Source organism: Rhodoferax sp. GW821-FHT07F03, assembly GCF_059418745.1.
Genome location: NZ_JBWKQM010000010.1, coordinates 93,031 through 109,335, shown reverse-complemented (window position 1 = coordinate 109,335; position 16,305 = coordinate 93,031). Strand labels below are relative to the sequence as shown.

Annotated in this window: 16 protein-coding genes; 4 read left to right on the top strand and 12 right to left on the bottom strand. The window is 60.7% G+C overall.

What is annotated here, in order from left to right; all coding sequences use genetic code 11:
* Window positions 1-5: 5 nt before the first annotated feature.
* From rplE to AC07R0_RS16485, 11 genes are all read right to left on the bottom strand, one after another.
* A complete protein-coding gene (gene rplE / locus AC07R0_RS16535; protein WP_495076795.1) occupies window positions 6-545 on the bottom strand; it encodes a 50S ribosomal protein L5 in 540 nt (179 codons plus the stop codon).
* Window positions 546-547: 2 nt separating this feature from the next.
* Window positions 548-868 carry a 50S ribosomal protein L24 gene (gene rplX / locus AC07R0_RS16530; RefSeq protein WP_495076796.1) on the bottom strand — a complete coding sequence of 107 codons (321 nt, stop codon included), beginning with the start codon at window positions 866-868 and terminating at the stop codon, window positions 548-550.
* Window positions 869-877: 9 nt separating this feature from the next.
* On the bottom strand, window positions 878-1,246 hold the full coding sequence (gene rplN, locus AC07R0_RS16525) for a 50S ribosomal protein L14 (protein WP_315192381.1): 369 nt from the start codon (window positions 1,244-1,246) through the stop codon (window positions 878-880).
* Between the two features lie 206 nt (window positions 1,247-1,452).
* Window positions 1,453-2,286 carry an HAD-IIB family hydrolase gene (locus AC07R0_RS16520; protein ID WP_495105668.1) on the bottom strand — a complete coding sequence of 278 codons (834 nt, stop codon included), beginning with the start codon at window positions 2,284-2,286 and terminating at the stop codon, window positions 1,453-1,455.
* On the bottom strand, window positions 2,283-3,884 hold the full coding sequence (locus tag AC07R0_RS16515; RefSeq protein ID WP_495076798.1) for a glycerol-3-phosphate dehydrogenase/oxidase: 1,602 nt from the start codon (window positions 3,882-3,884) through the stop codon (window positions 2,283-2,285). The genes AC07R0_RS16520 and AC07R0_RS16515 overlap by 4 nt, the downstream gene beginning before the upstream one ends.
* Window positions 3,885-4,002: 118 nt before the next feature.
* On the bottom strand, window positions 4,003-5,733 hold the full coding sequence (locus tag AC07R0_RS16510) for an ABC transporter substrate-binding protein (RefSeq protein ID WP_495105667.1): 1,731 nt from the start codon (window positions 5,731-5,733) through the stop codon (window positions 4,003-4,005).
* 91 nt (window positions 5,734-5,824) lie between these two features.
* Window positions 5,825-6,133 carry a DUF2160 domain-containing protein gene (locus tag AC07R0_RS16505; protein WP_495076800.1) on the bottom strand — a complete coding sequence of 103 codons (309 nt, stop codon included), beginning with the start codon at window positions 6,131-6,133 and terminating at the stop codon, window positions 5,825-5,827.
* A gap of 21 nt (window positions 6,134-6,154) precedes the next feature.
* On the bottom strand, window positions 6,155-6,967 hold the full coding sequence (locus AC07R0_RS16500; RefSeq protein WP_495105666.1) for a carbohydrate ABC transporter permease: 813 nt from the start codon (window positions 6,965-6,967) through the stop codon (window positions 6,155-6,157).
* 81 nt (window positions 6,968-7,048) lie between these two features.
* A complete protein-coding gene (locus AC07R0_RS16495; RefSeq protein WP_495105665.1) occupies window positions 7,049-7,939 on the bottom strand; it encodes a carbohydrate ABC transporter permease in 891 nt (296 codons plus the stop codon).
* 82 nt (window positions 7,940-8,021) lie between these two features.
* Window positions 8,022-9,092, bottom strand: a complete 1,071-nt coding sequence (locus tag AC07R0_RS16490) for an ABC transporter ATP-binding protein (protein ID WP_495076803.1) — start codon at window positions 9,090-9,092, stop codon at window positions 8,022-8,024.
* Window positions 9,092-10,165 carry an ABC transporter ATP-binding protein gene (locus tag AC07R0_RS16485; RefSeq protein WP_495105664.1) on the bottom strand — a complete coding sequence of 358 codons (1,074 nt, stop codon included), beginning with the start codon at window positions 10,163-10,165 and terminating at the stop codon, window positions 9,092-9,094. The genes AC07R0_RS16490 and AC07R0_RS16485 overlap by 1 nt, the downstream gene beginning before the upstream one ends.
* A gap of 149 nt (window positions 10,166-10,314) precedes the next feature.
* Between AC07R0_RS16485 and AC07R0_RS16480 the strand changes: the two genes are divergently transcribed.
* From AC07R0_RS16480 to AC07R0_RS16470, 3 genes are all read left to right on the top strand, one after another.
* The gene (locus tag AC07R0_RS16480; protein ID WP_495105663.1) at window positions 10,315-11,085 is read left to right on the top strand and encodes a DeoR/GlpR family DNA-binding transcription regulator; all 771 of its coding nucleotides are present in this window, start codon (window positions 10,315-10,317) and stop codon (window positions 11,083-11,085) included.
* Entirely contained in the window at window positions 11,082-12,575 is a 1,494-nt protein-coding gene (glpK, locus tag AC07R0_RS16475) for a glycerol kinase GlpK (protein ID WP_495105662.1), read from the top strand. The genes AC07R0_RS16480 and glpK overlap by 4 nt, the downstream gene beginning before the upstream one ends.
* 120 nt (window positions 12,576-12,695) lie before the next feature.
* The gene (locus tag AC07R0_RS16470; protein WP_495076807.1) at window positions 12,696-12,962 is read left to right on the top strand and encodes a hypothetical protein; all 267 of its coding nucleotides are present in this window, start codon (window positions 12,696-12,698) and stop codon (window positions 12,960-12,962) included.
* Window positions 12,963-13,198: 236 nt separating this feature from the next.
* Here the strand turns inward: AC07R0_RS16470 and cadR are convergent, their stop codons facing one another.
* Window positions 13,199-13,630, bottom strand: a complete 432-nt coding sequence (cadR, locus tag AC07R0_RS16465; RefSeq protein WP_495105661.1) for a Cd(II)/Pb(II)-responsive transcriptional regulator — start codon at window positions 13,628-13,630, stop codon at window positions 13,199-13,201.
* Window positions 13,631-13,708: 78 nt separating this feature from the next.
* Here cadR and AC07R0_RS16460 point away from each other — a divergent pair, with 78 nt between their 5' ends.
* Complete coding sequence (locus tag AC07R0_RS16460; RefSeq protein WP_495105660.1) at window positions 13,709-15,964, top strand: heavy metal translocating P-type ATPase; 2,256 nt, start codon at window positions 13,709-13,711, stop codon at window positions 15,962-15,964.
* Window positions 15,965-16,305 lie beyond the last annotated feature (341 nt).

The window sequence follows — 16,305 nt, the reverse complement described above, 5'->3', positions numbered from 1 at the left end:
TCACCTCAGTTCTTGAACGGAAAACGGAAACCAGCGAGCAGTGCCTTGCACTCTTCATCGCTCTTTGCCGTCGTCGTGATGCTGATATTGAGACCGCGCAAGGCATCAACCTTGTCGTACTCGATTTCAGGGAAAATGATCTGCTCTTTTACGCCGATGTTGTAGTTACCACGGCCATCAAAAGCGCGACCGGAGATACCACGGAAGTCACGTACACGGGGCAAAGCCACGGTCACGAAACGGTCCAGGAACTCAAACATCTGAACGCCGCGCAGAGTCACCATGCAACCAATGGCCTGGCCTTCGCGGATCTTGAAACCGGCGATAGCCTTCTTGGCCTTTGTCACCACAGGCTTTTGGCCAGCGATCTTGGTCAGGTCAGCAACGGCGTTGTCCATAACCTTCTTGTCGGATACGGCTTCGCTCACACCCATGTTCAAGGTGATCTTGGTGAAACGTGGAACTTGCATCACCGAGGTGTAGCCAAACTTGGCCATCAACTCTGGAGCGACTTTTTCGCGGTAGTGTTGTTGTAAACGTGCCATGCTCATGCCACCTTGATTTCTTCGCCGCTGGACTTGTAAACGCGTGTGCGCTTGCCGTCCGCCAGCACCTTGATTCCAACACGATCAGCCTTACCAGTAGCAGCATTGAAAATGGCTACGTTGGACTGGTGAATTGGCATGTTCTTTTCGACGATGCCGCCAGCCTCACCCTTCATGGGATTGGGCTTGGCGTGCTTCTTGACCATGTTGATACCATCGACCAACAGGTAAGAATCATCTTTACGCAGCGCGACAGTACCGCGCTTGCCTTTATCGCGCCCGGTGAGCACGACGACTTGGTCGCCTTTGCGAATCTTGTTCATGTCGCGTCCTTACAGAACTTCAGGGGCCAAGGACACGATCTTCATGAACTTTTCAGTGCGCAATTCGCGCGTCACTGGTCCGAAGATGCGGGTGCCGATGGGCTCCAGCTTTGCATTCAGCAACACAGCTGCGTTGCCATCGAATTTGACCAGCGAACCGTCTGCACGACGGATACCTTTGGCCGTGCGCACCACCACTGCACTGTAGATCTCGCCTTTTTTGACGCGACCACGTGGAGCGGCTTCTTTGATGCTCACTTTGATGATGTCGCCAACGCTAGCGTAACGACGCTTGGACCCGCCCAGCACCTTGATGCAGAGAACGGATTTCGCGCCGGTATTGTCGGCAACATCTAACCGGGATTCAGTTTGGATCATGTCTATGTTTTCCCAACTTGCATCGAGTGCCTCAGCCTAAGCCGCAGCACGCAATCAGTCTTGGGCCCGTCGTCCACGCTACAAACCACTCATAGCGCTTCCTTTGGGCAGAAGCATCGCTTTTTAGGAGCGAAGCCCGCAATTATGCAGAATATTTAAAAGCGCGTCAACTGCGTGCATATAAAAGACATGCACAGCAACGCCAATTATGTTTTTTCAGGTCGAAATGCCGCCAGAACGGCGTTTGCGATCTCGGCAAAGCCCGCACCCCGCTCATTTTCGGCTACGTACTGTGGTTTAAATGCCAAATCAGCCTCAAATCTGCGGATGTTGGCTACGCCCACGGTTTGCAGCATCGCCTCGAACATCCGCTGGTCATTGGTCGAGTCACCTATATAGACCCAGCGATCCATTTCCGCCTCCAGCGCCCGCCCAAACAGGGTTTGCACGATCCAGCGCGCGCCCTCCCACTTGTTGTGCTCGCCAAACCAACCATTGATATGGATGGAACTGACGGTGGCGCGCATGCCTCCCTCCTCCAGGACGGCAACCACCTGGGCGATCTGGGCCGGCGACAAATGGCTGAATTCGCTGTGGTCAATGGCGATATCGGTTTCCCGGCCCGCAGAATCTTCGGCCAAGCAAGCACCGGGCACTTCGGCCAGCACGCGCTCTGCCAGCCTCTGCATGCGCACCTTATTGGCTTGCCGCGTAACAGCATCCTGTATATATATTTTTGATAGCGCCTGACGCAGATGAGTACTGCGCTGAATGCCAATTTCCTTGCTATTTATCAGCGCGACGGCGCCATTCTCGGCAACGATGGCATCGACCGGCCAAGACTGGGCAAACGGCTCGCTCCAACCCACCGGGCGCCCGGTAATTGCAATCACCGCCAAACCAGCAGACTTCAAATCCTGCAAAGCCTGCAAGGCGTCGGGGGTGATCGCACCGTCTGTTGTCAGGGTGTCATCTATATCCGTCAGCACACCCCGCACGCCACGCCGCTGCGCGAGCGGCCATTGCGCCAGGGGTTTCATGCAGGCAAGGTGGCGTATTGCTCGGCCAGGGTCAAAAACGCCTCGGTCTGCGGGTCCACACCGGTTTCTTGCAACAGGATGTCTGCCACCGCCGGCGCCAAGGAGGCGGCCTGACGCGCGTCCAGAAACAGCAGCCGGCTACGGCGCGCCAACACGTCCTCTACCGTGCGGGCATATTCAAAGCGGGCAGCAAAGCGCACCATGGCTTCGCTCAGGCCTCCGCCCAGCGCGCGCCCACCACCAGGTAGAGACCGCACCAGATCCTGTTCTGTACCGTAGGCTTGCAAGCCCGGCGCATCGCTCATTTTGTGCTGCAAGCCCCCCGCAGGCACCGTGCCCGCGCCAATCAGGCGCAAGGTCGCTGTACAGACCGGCTTGCGCGGCTGTAGCAACTCCGCGCCAAAGCATTTGTCCAACACGTCCTCGGCCATCGCGCGGTAGGTGGTCCATTTGCCGCCGGTCACCGTGACCATGCCGCTGCGGCTGACCAACACCGTGTGCTCGCGGCTGATGCCCTTGGTATTGCCGCCATCCTCATCTTGCGGCTTGACCAGCGGACGCAGGCCAACCCAGACGCTTTTCACGTCGGCCCGGGTAGGTGCCCGGCTCAAATATCTACCTGATTCACCCAAAATGAACTCCACCTCTTCCTTGAACGGCAAAGGCTCACGGTCCAGGTCATGGCGCGGCGTATCCGTGGTGCCCAGAATGGTCTTGCCCAACCATGGCACGGCAAACAAAACCCGGCCATCGGCGGTCTTCGGCACCAGCATCGCATGGTCACCTGGCAAAAATTCACGGTCCACCACGATGTGCACACCCTGGCTGGGCGCTACCATGGGCTTGGCGGTGCGACCTGTTGCGTCGCCGTCCTTTTGGCGAAATTCGTCCACCCAGACACCGGTGGCATTCACCACACACCTTGCGCGCAGCGTCATGTGGGCACCGGTTTCGCGGTCCTGGCAATGCACGCCCGCCACCTTGCCGTCTTCATGCAACAAACCGGTCGCGGCGCAGTAATTGACCACCACAGCCCCTTGGTCGGCCGCAGTGCGGGCCAGCACCAATGCCAAACGGGCATCGTCAAACTGGCCATCCCAATACTTGACCCCGCCCTTGAGCCCCTGCGCACGTACAGTCGGCAGATAGTGCAGGGTCTTTTCTTTACCCAAAAATTCTGTGGACCCCAGGCCCGCCTTACCGGCGAGAGCGTCGTACATCTTGAGCCCTATGCCGTAAAAGGGCGTGTCCAGCAGCTTGTAGGACGGCATCACAAACGCCAGCGGCTGCGCCAGATGGGGCGCGTTATGCAGCAGCGTGGTACGTTCGTGCAGGGCTTCACGCACTAGCGCGATATTGCCCTGGGCCAAGTAACGCACACCGCCATGCACCAGCTTGGTTGCACGCGATGAAGTGCCCTTGGCAAAGTCATGTGATTCGATCAAGGCCACGCTGAATCCGCGGGAAGCTGCATCCAGAGCCACCCCTAGACCTGTCGCGCCACCGCCGATAACCACCACATCGAATTGAGCAGGCCCGCTGAGCTGCGCCATTACTGCAGTGCGCAAAGTCGATCGGGGCGAGGGGGCAAGCGTCATAAACCAAGATTCCAGCAATCAAACAAGTTGACATGCGCGAAGCATGCCAACCAAAAGGGCTGCGTGGCGCAGAGGGCCACGCAGCCATTGCAGAGCTTATTGCATCTCTGTTACGCGCTTAGCGGACCTTGCCGTTCTTCCAGGCGTTCAACAAGGTGTCATAGGCAATGGTTTCGCCCTTAGGCTTTTCGTTCGCCAGCTTCTTCCACGGGGCATGTGCATCGCTCAGATACTTGTTGGGATCACCCTTGGGATTGAGCTTTGGCGCGCAATTGGCCATGCCAGCGCGTTCCAGACGCGACATCACGTTGTCCATCTCATCGGCCAGGTTATCCATGGCTTTCTGCGGCGTTTTCTCACCCGTTACCGCCTCAGCTACGTTCTTCCACCACAGCTGTGCCAGCTTGGGGTAGTCGGGCACATTGGTGCCGGTCGGCGTCCAGGCCACACGTGCTGGGCTGCGGTAGAACTCGATCAGGCCGCCGTACTTGTTGGCGTTTTGCGTGAAGTAGTCAGCACGGATATCGCTGTCGCGGATGAAGGTCAGGCCAGTGATCGACTTCTTCAAAGACACAGTCTTGCTGGTCACGAACTGGGCGTAGAGCCAGGCCGCCGCGACCTTGTTGGCGTCGTGGTCCTTGAAGAAGGTCCAGGAACCCACGTCCTGGTAGCCGTTCTGCATGCCTTGCTTCCAGTACGGGCCATTCGGGCCGGGCGCCATACGCCACTTGGGAGTGCCATCTGCATTAACGACGGGCAGACCGGGCTTCACCATATCGGCCGTGAAAGCGGTGTACCAGAAGATTTGCTGGGCGATCTGGCCTTGTGCTGGCACTGGACCGGATTCACCAAAGGTCATGCCCATGGCTTCCTTGGGCGCGTACTTCTTCATCCAGTCGATGTACTTGGTCAAAGCGTACACAGCCGCTGGCGAGTTGGTCGCCCCACCGCGCGACACCGATGCACCCACCGGCGTGCATTTGTCATCGGCCACCTTGATGCCCCATTCATCGATAGGCATGCCATTTGGAATGCCTACGTCTGCCGCACCCGCCATCGATAGCCAGGCATCGGTGAAACGCCAGCCCAACGATGGATCTTTTTTGCCGTAATCCATGTGACCGTAGATGGGCTTGCCATCCAGCGTCTTCACGTCTTCGCTGAAGAAGGCGGCGATGTCTTCATAGGCGCTCCAGTTCAGTGGTACGCCCAGGTCGTAGCCATACTTGGCCTTGAACTTGTCCTTCAGGTCCTGGCGCGCAAACAAGTCGGCACGGAACCAGTACAGGTTGGCGAACTGCTGGTCCGGCAGCTGGTACATCTTCTTGTCGGGCGCCGTGGTGAAACTGGTGCCGATGAAGTCCTTCAAATCCAGATCTGGATCGGTGAACTCCTTACCCGCGCCAGTCATATAGTCCGACAGCGCCAATATCTTGCCGTAACGGTAGTGGGTACCAATCAGGTCCGAATCCGAAATCCAGCCGTCGTAAATCGACTTGCCCGACTGCATGGAAGTCTGCAGCTTCTCGACCACGTCGCCTTCCTGGATCACGTCATGCTTGACCTTGATGCCGGTGATTTCTTCAAACGCCTTGGCCAGGGTCTTGGACTCGTATTCATGCGTGGTCAGGGTTTCTGACACCACCGAGATTTCCTTGACACCCTTGGCTTGCAGCTTCTTCGCGGCTTCGATGAACCACTTCATCTCAGCGGCCTGTTTGTCCTTGCTCAGGGTCGATGGCTGGAACTCGCTGTCGATCCACTTCTTCGCAGCCGCTTCGTCGGCGAACGCATGGCCCGTCAGCGCACAAGCTGCGGCGATGGCCAGTATGGAATAACGCATCTTCATGTCTCGTCTCCTCATTGGTATACACCCCCATTCAACGAAAGGCGTGCTCGGCTCTGGGGGCAGTAAAAGCCGGATCCTCGGAACACCATGCCTAGCCCTTGCGCATGATCACCATCAGCAGGGCTACGGACAGCACAAAACTGATCCATATGGACGGGTCACCGTCCAGCTGGAACCACTCGGCAAACTTGCCGCTCAATCCCACAAAAGCCAGATTCACATAGGCCGCGCTCAGCAAGCCAATGAACAAGCGGTCGCCGCGCGTGGTGTCCATCGGCAAGAAGCCGCGTCGCAAGGTTGTGGGCGACTTGATCTCCCACACCGTCATGCCCACCAACATCAGCGCAATACAAATAAAGAACACTGCGACCGGCAAGGTCCAAGCCATCCACTCAAACATACAAATCTCCTGTTAGACCAATCACACCCGCCCCATGGCGAAGCCCTTGGCGATGTAGTTGCGCACAAACCAGATCACGATGGCGCCTGGGACAATGGTCAAGACACCGGCCGCCGCCAGCGTGGCCCAGTCCATGCCCGACGCCGACACGGTGCGCGTCATGGTCGCCACGATAGGCTTGGCATTCACACTGGTCAGGGTGCGGGCCAGCAGCAGTTCTACCCAGCTGAACATGAAGCAGAAGAATGCCGCCACACCCACACCTGCCTTGATCAGTGGCAAGAAGATGGTCAGGAAAAAGCGTGGGAAGGTATAGCCGTCGATATAAGCCGTCTCGTCGATCTCGCGTGGAATGCCGCTCATGAAGCCTTCCAGAATCCACACCGCCAGGGGCACGCTGAACAGCAAGTGCGCCAGCGCCACCGCCAAGTGCGTGTCCATCAAGCCTACGGTGGTGTAGAGCTGGAAGAACGGCAGCAAGAACACCGCAGGCGGGGTCATACGGTTGGTTAGCAGCCAGAAGAATACATGCTTGTCGCCCAGGAAGCTGTAGCGCGAGAACGCATAGGCCGCAGGCAGGGATACGGTGAGCGTGATCACCATATTCATGCTGACGTAGATCAGGCTATTGATATAGCCCGAGTACCACGACGAATCCGTCAGGATGGTGCGGTAGTTGTCCCAGGTGAAATGCTGGGGCAGCAGCGAAAAGCTGGCCACGATCTCCTGGTTGGTCTTGAACGACATATTCACCATCCAGTAGATGGGTACCAGGGCGAAGATGATGTAGGCGAACAGAAAGATCGTCCGCTTCTGAAATTTTGGCTTAGACATGTGACCCCCATGCGATGCACTTCGTGTAATCGCAGCCCCCCAAGGGGGTGCGAGCTTGTTTGGGACGGCCCTGCACTGCGCTCATTGACCGCCTTCTTTCTCTTGGGTGCCAACGCGCTGCATCCAGTTGTACAAGATGAAGCACAGCAGCAGGATGATGAGGAAGTAGATCAGCGAGAACGCAGCAGCAGGCCCAAGGTCAAACTGGCCCACAGCCTTCTGCGTCAAGAACTGCGACAGGAAGGTGGTCGCATTGCCAGGCCCACCACCCGTCAGCACAAAGGGCTCCGTGTAGATCATGAAGCTGTCCATGAAGCGCAGCAGCACGCCAATCATCAGCACACCACGCATCTTGGGCAGCTGGATGTAGCGGAACACCGCAAACTTGCTGGCACCGTCAATCCGCGCGGCCTGGTAGTAGGCATCTGGTATTGAACGCAAACCCGCATAACCCAGCAAGGCAACCAACGGCGTCCAGTGCCACACATCCATCACCAGCACCGTCAGCCATGCATGGGTGGCGTTGCCGGTGTAGCTGTAGTCGATACCCATGCCCTGCAGCGCAGCCCCCAGCAAACCGATGTCGGAACGGCCAAAAATCTGCCAGATAGTGCCCACCACGTTCCACGGAATCAGCAGGGACAGCGACACGATCACCAACACCACCGACGCCTTCAAACCCTCGGCTGGCATGGACAAGGCCAGCAAGATGCCCAAGGGCAACTCCACCGCCAGAACCGACAAGGAGAAAACCAGTTGGCGCAACAGCGCGGCATGCAGCTCCTCGTCGCGCATCACCTGGACAAACCATTCGGTGCCCACAAACACACGCCGCTCGGGTGAAATGATGTCCTGCACCGAATAGTTCACCACCGTCATCAGCGGCACAATGGCAGAAAACGCCACGCAGATCAGCACCGGCAAGATCAAGAACCAGGCCTTCTGGTTCACCGGTTTGGTTGTGGTGCTCATATAGCCCCCACGCTTGCCGCCAAAGCGGTGGCGCTCCCCCCCAAGGGGGCGCGAACTTGTTTGAAGCGGTTCGGCACGGCGTTCATTGCACAATCTCCTCGTTCTTATAAAAGCAGGTGTGCTCGCCCAGCACCTGCAGCCAGACCACTTCACCCACCGCTGGCAGTTGCACCTCGGGACTCAGCCGGGCTTTGAGCACCTGCCCATCGACCGCGGCAGTCAGCATCACATGCGTGCCCACGTCCTGGATCTTCGATACCGTGCACAGCAGAGCCCCCCGCGTGGCGGGTTGTGCCAGCGAGACGTATTCCGGCCGTACGCCCAGCTTTAACGCACCCTGGGGCAGCGCCCGTGGCAGCTGCCATTGCGCACCGGCGACTTGCAAAGTTTCGGCCGAAGCATGGACAGGCAAAAAGTTCATCCCCGGCGAGCCGATGAAGTTACCGACAAAGGTATGGCTGGGCCGCTCGAACAAGGCATCGGCCGAGCCCACTTGCACGGCGCGGCCACGTGTCATCACCACCACCTGCTCGGCAAAGGTCAGCGCCTCCACCTGGTCATGGGTCACGTAGATCAGCGTCAATTTCAGCTCGCGGTGGATCTGCTTGAGCTTGCGGCGCAGCTGCCATTTCAGGTGCGGATCGATCACTGTCAGCGGCTCGTCGAACAGCACGGCCGACACGTCGGGCCGCACCAGGCCTCGGCCCAGCGAGATCTTCTGTTTGGCGTCCGCCGCCAGGTTGGCGGCGCGCTGGTTCAGCTGGCCGCTCATTTCCAGCATCTCGGCAATTTCGCCCACGCGCTTGTCGATCTGCGCCTGCGGCACCTTGCGGTTGCGCAGTGGAAAAGCCAGGTTTTCAGCCACTGTCATGGTGTCGTAGATCACCGGGAACTGGAACACCTGGGCGATGTTGCGCTCCTGCGGCGAGGCGAGGGTCACGTCTTTGCCGTCAAACAGCACGGTGCCCTGCGATGGCGCCAGCAGACCGGACATGATGTTCAGCATGGTCGTCTTGCCGCAGCCCGAGGGGCCGAGCAAGGCATAGGCACCACCATCGTTGAAGCTCATCTTCAAGGGCAGCAGTGCGTAGTCGCTATCTTGCGTGGGGTTGGCGCGGTAGGCGTGCGCCAGGTCCAGTTCAATGCGGGCCATTACACAGCTCCCTGGCGGACCGGGGCCAGCAGCAAGCTGCCCTGACCATCAAACACATAAGCCTGGGTGGCATGAAAATACAAGGTCAATGCAGCCCCCAGTTCGAAATAATGCACGCCGGTGAGTTGGGCCACCAGTTCACCAATCGGCGTCGCCACGTGCACAAAGGTGTCGGAACCGGAGATTTCCGCCAGCTCGACCTGTCCGTTCAGGGCCACGTCACCGGGGCGCTGCTGCACCCGCAGCGCACTGGCGCGCAGGCCTACCGTCAAGCTCCCGGCCTGCGTAGCCGGCAAGGCCAGGGCCAGCAGCGGCCCTGCCTGCAACTGCACGCCGCCAGCCGCCGTATGACCTGCAGCCAGATTCATCGGTGGGTCGCTAAAAGCCCGCGCCACGCGCAGCGACTTGGGCCGGTGGAATACCTCGGCCGTGGGACCGTATTGCAGCAATTCGCCCGCATCCATCACCGCGGTGTAGCCTCCCAGCAGCAAGGCTTCACCCGGCTCGGTCGTGGCATAGATGACAGTGGATTCACCCGCGGCAAACAGCGAGCTGAGTTCGTCGCGCAGTTCTTCGCGCAGCTTGTAGTCCAGATTCACCAGCGGCTCGTCCAGCAGCATCAGAGGTGCCGCCTTGGCCAGCGCCCGGGCCAGTGCCACGCGCTGCTGCTGGCCGCCCGATAGCTCGGCTGGGTAGCGCTCGAGGAACATCTCGATATGCAGCTTTTCGGCCAGCTCGCGTACGCGCTGGTCCATGTTCTTTTCGCCGCGCAGCTTCAGCGGCGAGGCGATGTTGTCGCGCACTGTGAGCGAGGGGTAGTTAATGAACTGCTGGTAGACCATGGCCACATTGCGCTCGCGGACCGGCTGACCGGTCACGTCCACACCGTCCACCAGCACCCGCCCATGGGTAGGCACGTCCAGCCCAGCCATGATGCGCATCAGGCTGGTCTTGCCCGCCTGGGTTGCGCCCAGCAACACGGTCACGGCACCGGGCTGAGGCGCCAAACCCATCTCGTACAGCCAGGTCTGTGCCCCCACCTTTTTGCTGACGCCTTCTAAGCTCAACTGCATCACAATCCTTTGCCGAATTTACAAACTTGCGTTTTCGAATTTGATGATTATTGTTCGTTTGTGTTTCTTTTTTATCGGTAGCAACCCTTAGAACGTTCTTTGTCTTTCGTTTTAAAGTCAAGCGCTAGTTTTTTCCGAAACGAAACCCCGTGAACCCCAACCCCCGACAACTGCTGCTGCTGCAGGCCGTACAGGCCCAGGGCTCTCTCACCGTAGACCAGCTGGCCGACAAGCTCGGCGTCACACTGCAAACCGTACGCCGCGACGTGCAGCGCCTGGCCGACGATGGCCTGCTGACGCGCTTCCATGGCGGCGTGCGCGTACCCAGCTCGACGATTGAGAACATCGCCCACCCGCAGCGCGAGAACCTGCACGCCGAAGGCAAGGCCCGCATTGCGCGCGCAGTGGCGGCCGAGGTGCCCAACGACTGTTCGCTGATCCTGAACATTGGCACCACCACCGAGGCGATTGCCAAGGCCCTGCTGCAACACAAAGGGCTGCGCGTTATCACCAACAACCTGAACGTAGCCACCATCCTCAGCGCCAATCCGCAGTGTGAAGTCATCATTGCCGGCGGCGTGGTGCGCGGGCGCGACCGCGGCGTGGTGGGTGAAGCTGCTATCGATTTCATACGGCAGTTCAAGGTGGATATTGCGTTGATCGGCATTTCGGCCATTGAAGCCGATGGCACGCTGCGCGACTTCGACTACCGCGAAGTGAAGGTCTCGCAGGCCATCATCAGCCACGCCCGCGAAGTCTGGCTGGCCGCCGACAGCAGCAAATTCAACCGCGCGGCCATGGTGGAAGTGGCCAGCCTGTCACAGATCGACCGCCTGTTCACCGACGGCCCGGTACCCGACCCCTTTCCATCCCTGCTGCGCGACGCCCAAGTCCGCTGTCACCTCGCCACACAACCATGACCTACCTGCTCGCCCTGGACCAGGGCACCTCCAGCTCCCGCAGCATCGTCTTCCACGCCGACGGCCACATCGTCAGCCAGGCGCAACTGGAACTGCCCCAGATATTTCCCCAACCCGGCTGGGTCGAGCATGATCCGATGGAGATCTGGCGCACCCAGCTCAGCACCGCCCGCGAAGCCCTGGCAAAGGCAGGGCTGCAGGCAAAGGACATCCGCGCCGTCGGCATCACCAACCAGCGCGAAACCACGGTAGTGTGGAACCGCGCGACCGGCCAGCCCATCCACCACGCCATTGTCTGGCAGGACCGCCGCGCCGAGCCCACCTGCGTGCAGCTGCGCGCCGATGGCCTGGCCGATGTAATCCAACGCAAGACGGGATTACTGGTCGATGCCTATTTCTCGGGCACCAAGCTGAAATGGCTGCTGGACCATGTGCCCAATGCCCGCGCCCAGGCGGAACGCGGCGAGCTGGCCTTTGGCACCATCGACAGCTGGCTGATGTGGCAGCTGACCGAAGGCCAGGTGCACGCCACCGACGTCAGCAACGCATCCCGCACCATGCTGTTCAATGTGCACAGCAACCAGTGGGACGCCGAGCTGCTGGCCGCACTGAACATCCCTGCCAGCCTGATGCCCTCCGTGAAACCCAGCAGCGCCATCTACGGCGATGTCAGCCCCGCACTGCTGGGCCAGGCCATCCCGATCGGCGGCGTGGCCGGCGACCAGCAAAGCGCGCTGTTCGGCCAGGCCTGTTTCAAAGCCGGCATGGCCAAGAACACCTATGGCACGGGCTGCTTCATGCTGATGCACACCGGCAGCACCTTCCAGACATCCCACAACGGCCTGCTCACCACCAGTGCGGCCCAACCCACGGCACAGCCCGAATTCGCCACCGAAGGCAGCGTCTTCGTGGGCGGCGCGGTGGTGCAGTGGCTGCGCGACGGCCTGCATGCCATCCATAACAGTGGCGAGGTACAAAGCCTGGCGCAAAGCGTGCCCGACTCGGGCGGCGTGATGTTCGTGCCGGCCTTCACCGGCCTGGGTGCGCCCTATTGGAAGCCGGATGCGCGCGGCAGCATTACCGGCCTGAGCCGCGGCACCACACTGGCCCACATCGCCCGGGCGGCGCTGGAAAGCATTGCCTACCAAAGTGCTGCCCTGCTACAGGCCATGGGCCGCGACGCAGTGCAAGCTGGCGGCACGCCGGTGGCCGAGCTGCGGGTGGATGGAGGTGCCTGTGTAAATGATTTACTGATGCAGTTCCAGGCCGATCTGCTGGGCATCCCGGTGATACGCCCTGCCGTGACCGAAACCACCGCCTTGGGCGCCGCCTACCTGGCCGGTCTGGCCGTGGGCGTGTACCGTAATACCGAGGAGCTATCCGCGCTGTGGCGCGCCGAGCGGCGCTTCCTGCCCACACTCAGCACCGCACGGGCGACCGAACTGATGGCGCGTTGGGAACATGCCGTACGTCAAACGGTTTTGGAATAAAAACAACAGCATGTGATCTAAATCACGATAGAGGGTTAACCCTAGGATTTTCATGGACCGAATCTAGGGTTAACCCTATAATTCACTCCAACGTCAACCCGATGTACAGGAGTAACCACCATGACTACCAATGCTTACCAACTGACCAGTTCCGCAACCGCACCTGCCGTCAGTTCCGCTGCCCGCGAATTCTTCGCCGCCACGTCCAACCTGTTTTCCGCTCTGCACGCCACGCTGTTCAAGACAGCTGCGCCACGTGCCCTGACCGTGTTCGAAGAAGCCGAACAAGTCCGCATGCTGGCCGAAAGCTACGCCGACACCGACCGTGGCTTCGCCGCTGATCTGTTCGCCGCAGCCGACCGCCACGAACTGCAAAACCGCGCCTAAAAAGCTCCTTCGGCTCCGGGTCACCGCTGCCGTGTCCCCTGGCGTAAGGCCTCAAGGCCAAGCCTGGGACATTTAGCAAGAACCAGGCCGAAAACCCTATGGTGGGGTTGAACGACCATGCTGGCATTGACCTGCCAGCATGGGAAACACCATCAATTGCTACATTTTAAGTAGCATGCTGCGCACTATCTATCTGCGCCAGCATTCATTTAGGCACCTATTGACGTGCAGCACTTTCAACCCAGGTGCGTATGCCGTTCGGGCCGGGATTCCACTTCCATCGCCGCCAGGCCCTGCAAGATGCCGCAGGCATCCGAAGCCTGTTCGCTGCTACACCGTTCGCGCAAACCCGCCAGTTGCTGTTTCAGCTGGGTCAACTCGCGTATGCGTTCGTCCACATGGGCGATGTGCTGGTCAAACACCGCATTGATGGCGCCGCAGCCCTCAGCTGGCTTGTCGGCCAGGCGCAGCAAGCTATGGATTTCTTCATGGCTCATATCCAGCGCACGGCAGTTGCGGATGAAACGCAGGCGCTCCGAATGCTCCGGCCCATACACGCGGAAGTTGCCCGCCGTGCGCGCCGGCGCGGGCAGCAGCCCTTCCTTCTCGTAGTAGCGCACCGTCTCCACCGTGCACTGGGCCACCTGGGCCAATTCGCCGATTTTCATAAGGCTATCCAAGAATGGGGTTGACTCTATAGTAACTTCAGCTTGTCTAATGGGCGCAACGCTATCCAGAAAGCCCTTATGCCCGCCCACACACACGACCACGATTCGCATGCGCACCATGACCACACACATGGTGATGCGCATGAGCATGGTCACGACCACGCCGCCAGCAGTTGCTGTGCGCAGGCGCCGGCAATGGAGCAGCTGGCAACACCTGTCAGCAGCGCCCAGGGCAGCACCACCCCGATCCGCATCCTGCAAATGGACTGCCCCACCGAAGAAGCCCTGCTGCGCAAAAAGCTGGGCGGCATGGACGGCGTAACCGGCCTGGAGTTCAACCTCATGCAGCGTGTGCTGACCGTCACGCACGCGCCCAAGGCCATTGACGCCATCCTGGACGCCGTGCGTTCGCTGGGTTTCACCCCCGAATTGGCCGATGCGGCAGCCCCGCCTCCTGCCCCCGAACCCGCCAAACCCTGGTCGCCGCTGGCGCTGGCTGGCATTGCCGCCATCGCCTCCGAGGCCAGCCACTGGGCCGGGCTGCCGGTCTGGGTGCCGGCGCTGCTGGCCATCATGGCCGTGCTGTCCTGCGGGCTGAGCACCTATAAGAAGGGCTGGATCGCCATCCGCAACGGCAACCTCAACATCAACGCCCTGATGAGCATCGCGGTCACCGGCGCGCTGCTGCTGGGCCAGTGGCCCGAAGCCGCCATGGTGATGGTGCTGTTCACCGTGGCCGAACTGATCGAAGCCCGCTCGCTCGACCGCGCGCGCAACGCCATCCAGGGCCTGATGCAACTCGCCCCCGAGCAGGCCACCGTGCAGCAGCCCGATGGCAGCTGGCGCGAGGTAGACGCCAAATCGGTGACCCTGGGCGCCCAGGTGCGCGTCAAACCCGGCGAACGCCTGGCGCTGGACGGCCAGATCACCCAAGGCCGCTCCACCATCGACCAGTCTCCCATCACCGGTGAGAGCCTGCCCGTGGACAAGGCCGAGGGCGACGACGTATTTGCCGGCACGGTCAACGCCACCGGCTCGTTTGAATACCGCGTCACCGCCCGCGCCGGCGACAGCACCCTGGCCCGCATACTGCACGCGGTGCAGGCTGCACAGGGCGCACGCGCACCCACCCAGCGCTTTGTGGACCGATTTGCCCAGGTCTACACCCCGATCGTCTTTGCCCTGGCCGTCGCCGTCGCGGTGCTACCCCCGCTGTTGCTCGGCGGCGACTGGCTGGGCTGGATCTACAAAGCCCTGGTGCTGCTGGTGATCGCCTGCCCCTGTGCGCTGGTGATCTCCACCCCCGTCACCATCGTCAGCGGCCTGGCCGCCGCCGCGCGCCTGGGCATTCTGGTCAAGGGCGGCGTGTACCTGGAAGAGGGCCGCAAACTGGCCTGGCTGGCGCTGGACAAGACCGGCACGCTGACCCACGGCAAACCGGTGCAGACCGACTTTGCCCTGTTAGGCCAAACAACCGAAGCCGACGCACGCAGCCTGGCCGCCAGTCTGGCCACCCGTTCCGACCACCCCGTTTCCCGCGCCGTGGCCCAGGCCGCACAGCGCGACGGCATCGCCCTGCAAACCGTGGACCAGTTTGAAGCCCTGCCCGGGCGCGGCACCCAGGGCCAGATCGCGGGCACACGCTACACCCTGGGCAACCACCGCCTGGTGCACGAACAAGGCCTGTGCTCCGATGCGCTCGAAGCCCAGCTCACCGCGCTGGAGTCGCAAGGCAAGACCGCCATCCTGCTGGCCAACACCCAGAGCGTGCTGGCCGTATTCGCCGTGGCCGATACCCTCAAAGACAGCAGTCGCCAGGCCATCCAGGAGCTGAACGCCCTGGGCGTGCGCACCAGCCTGCTGACCGGCGACAACACCCACACCGCCCGCGCCATCGCCGACCAGGTCGGCATCGCCGAAGCCCACGGCGACCTGCTGCCGCAGGACAAGCTGCAGCGCATCGAGACCGCGTTGACCGAACATGGCCCGCAAGGCAGGGTCGGCATGGTGGGCGACGGCATCAACGACGCCCCCGCCCTGGCCCGCGCCGACATAGGCTTCGCCATGGGCGCCGCCGGCACCGGCACGGCCATAGAAACCGCCGACGTAGCCCTGATGGACGACGACCTGCGCAAGCTCCCCCGCTTCGTCCGCCTGTCCCGCGCCACGCACACCCTGCTGGTACAAAACATCGTCCTCGCCCTGGGCATCAAGGCCGTTTTCCTGGTGCTCACGCTGATGGGCTCCGGCACCATGTGGATGGCAGTGTTTGCCGACGTGGGGGCCAGTTTGCTGGTGGTGGGGAATGGGTTGAGGTTGCTACGGTTTAGATAGCTGCTTGCGTTGGTTGGATATGCGCTGTGACCCATTTTCTTCAAATTTCAGCGCCCCGCGCAAACCGTTCGGCCTAAGCTTGTCAAAGGACAGGCCCAGCACTGCCTTTCCCCAAAAAATCGGAGAGATTCAGCTTTGCCTCGCTAGTACTGGGCGCTCAGCCCTTTACAGTACCTCCATAAGCACCGCATTCAAAGTCTTCGTCACAATCGTCCTTGCCGCCCTCAGTCTTCTCGCTCTTCTACTTACCGCCTCTGGCAACTGGAAAGCCGCTTCGGGTGCACTCTCCATTCTTGCTGTCGTGGCGTTCTTCGTTGGCATTGGTTGGTTTCACTTCCGAT

Coding starts and splice junctions, on each gene's coding strand:
- rplE (WP_495076795.1), bottom strand. CDS start 545: ATGGCACGTTTACAACAACACTACCGCGAAAAAGTCGCTCCAGAGTTG.
- rplX (WP_495076796.1), bottom strand. CDS start 868: ATGAACAAGATTCGCAAAGGCGACCAAGTCGTCGTGCTCACCGGGCGC.
- rplN (WP_315192381.1), bottom strand. CDS start 1,246: ATGATCCAAACTGAATCCCGGTTAGATGTTGCCGACAATACCGGCGCG.
- AC07R0_RS16520 (WP_495105668.1), bottom strand. CDS start 2,286: ATGAAACCCCTGGCGCAATGGCCGCTCGCGCAGCGGCGTGGCGTGCGG.
- AC07R0_RS16515 (WP_495076798.1), bottom strand. CDS start 3,884: ATGACGCTTGCCCCCTCGCCCCGATCGACTTTGCGCACTGCAGTAATG.
- AC07R0_RS16510 (WP_495105667.1), bottom strand. CDS start 5,733: ATGAAGATGCGTTATTCCATACTGGCCATCGCCGCAGCTTGTGCGCTG.
- AC07R0_RS16505 (WP_495076800.1), bottom strand. CDS start 6,133: ATGTTTGAGTGGATGGCTTGGACCTTGCCGGTCGCAGTGTTCTTTATT.
- AC07R0_RS16500 (WP_495105666.1), bottom strand. CDS start 6,967: ATGTCTAAGCCAAAATTTCAGAAGCGGACGATCTTTCTGTTCGCCTAC.
- AC07R0_RS16495 (WP_495105665.1), bottom strand. CDS start 7,939: ATGAGCACCACAACCAAACCGGTGAACCAGAAGGCCTGGTTCTTGATC.
- AC07R0_RS16490 (WP_495076803.1), bottom strand. CDS start 9,092: ATGGCCCGCATTGAACTGGACCTGGCGCACGCCTACCGCGCCAACCCC.
- AC07R0_RS16485 (WP_495105664.1), bottom strand. CDS start 10,165: ATGCAGTTGAGCTTAGAAGGCGTCAGCAAAAAGGTGGGGGCACAGACC.
- glpK (WP_495105662.1), top strand. CDS start 11,082: ATGACCTACCTGCTCGCCCTGGACCAGGGCACCTCCAGCTCCCGCAGC.
- AC07R0_RS16470 (WP_495076807.1), top strand. CDS start 12,696: ATGACTACCAATGCTTACCAACTGACCAGTTCCGCAACCGCACCTGCC.
- cadR (WP_495105661.1), bottom strand. CDS start 13,630: ATGAAAATCGGCGAATTGGCCCAGGTGGCCCAGTGCACGGTGGAGACG.
- AC07R0_RS16460 (WP_495105660.1), top strand. CDS start 13,709: ATGCCCGCCCACACACACGACCACGATTCGCATGCGCACCATGACCAC.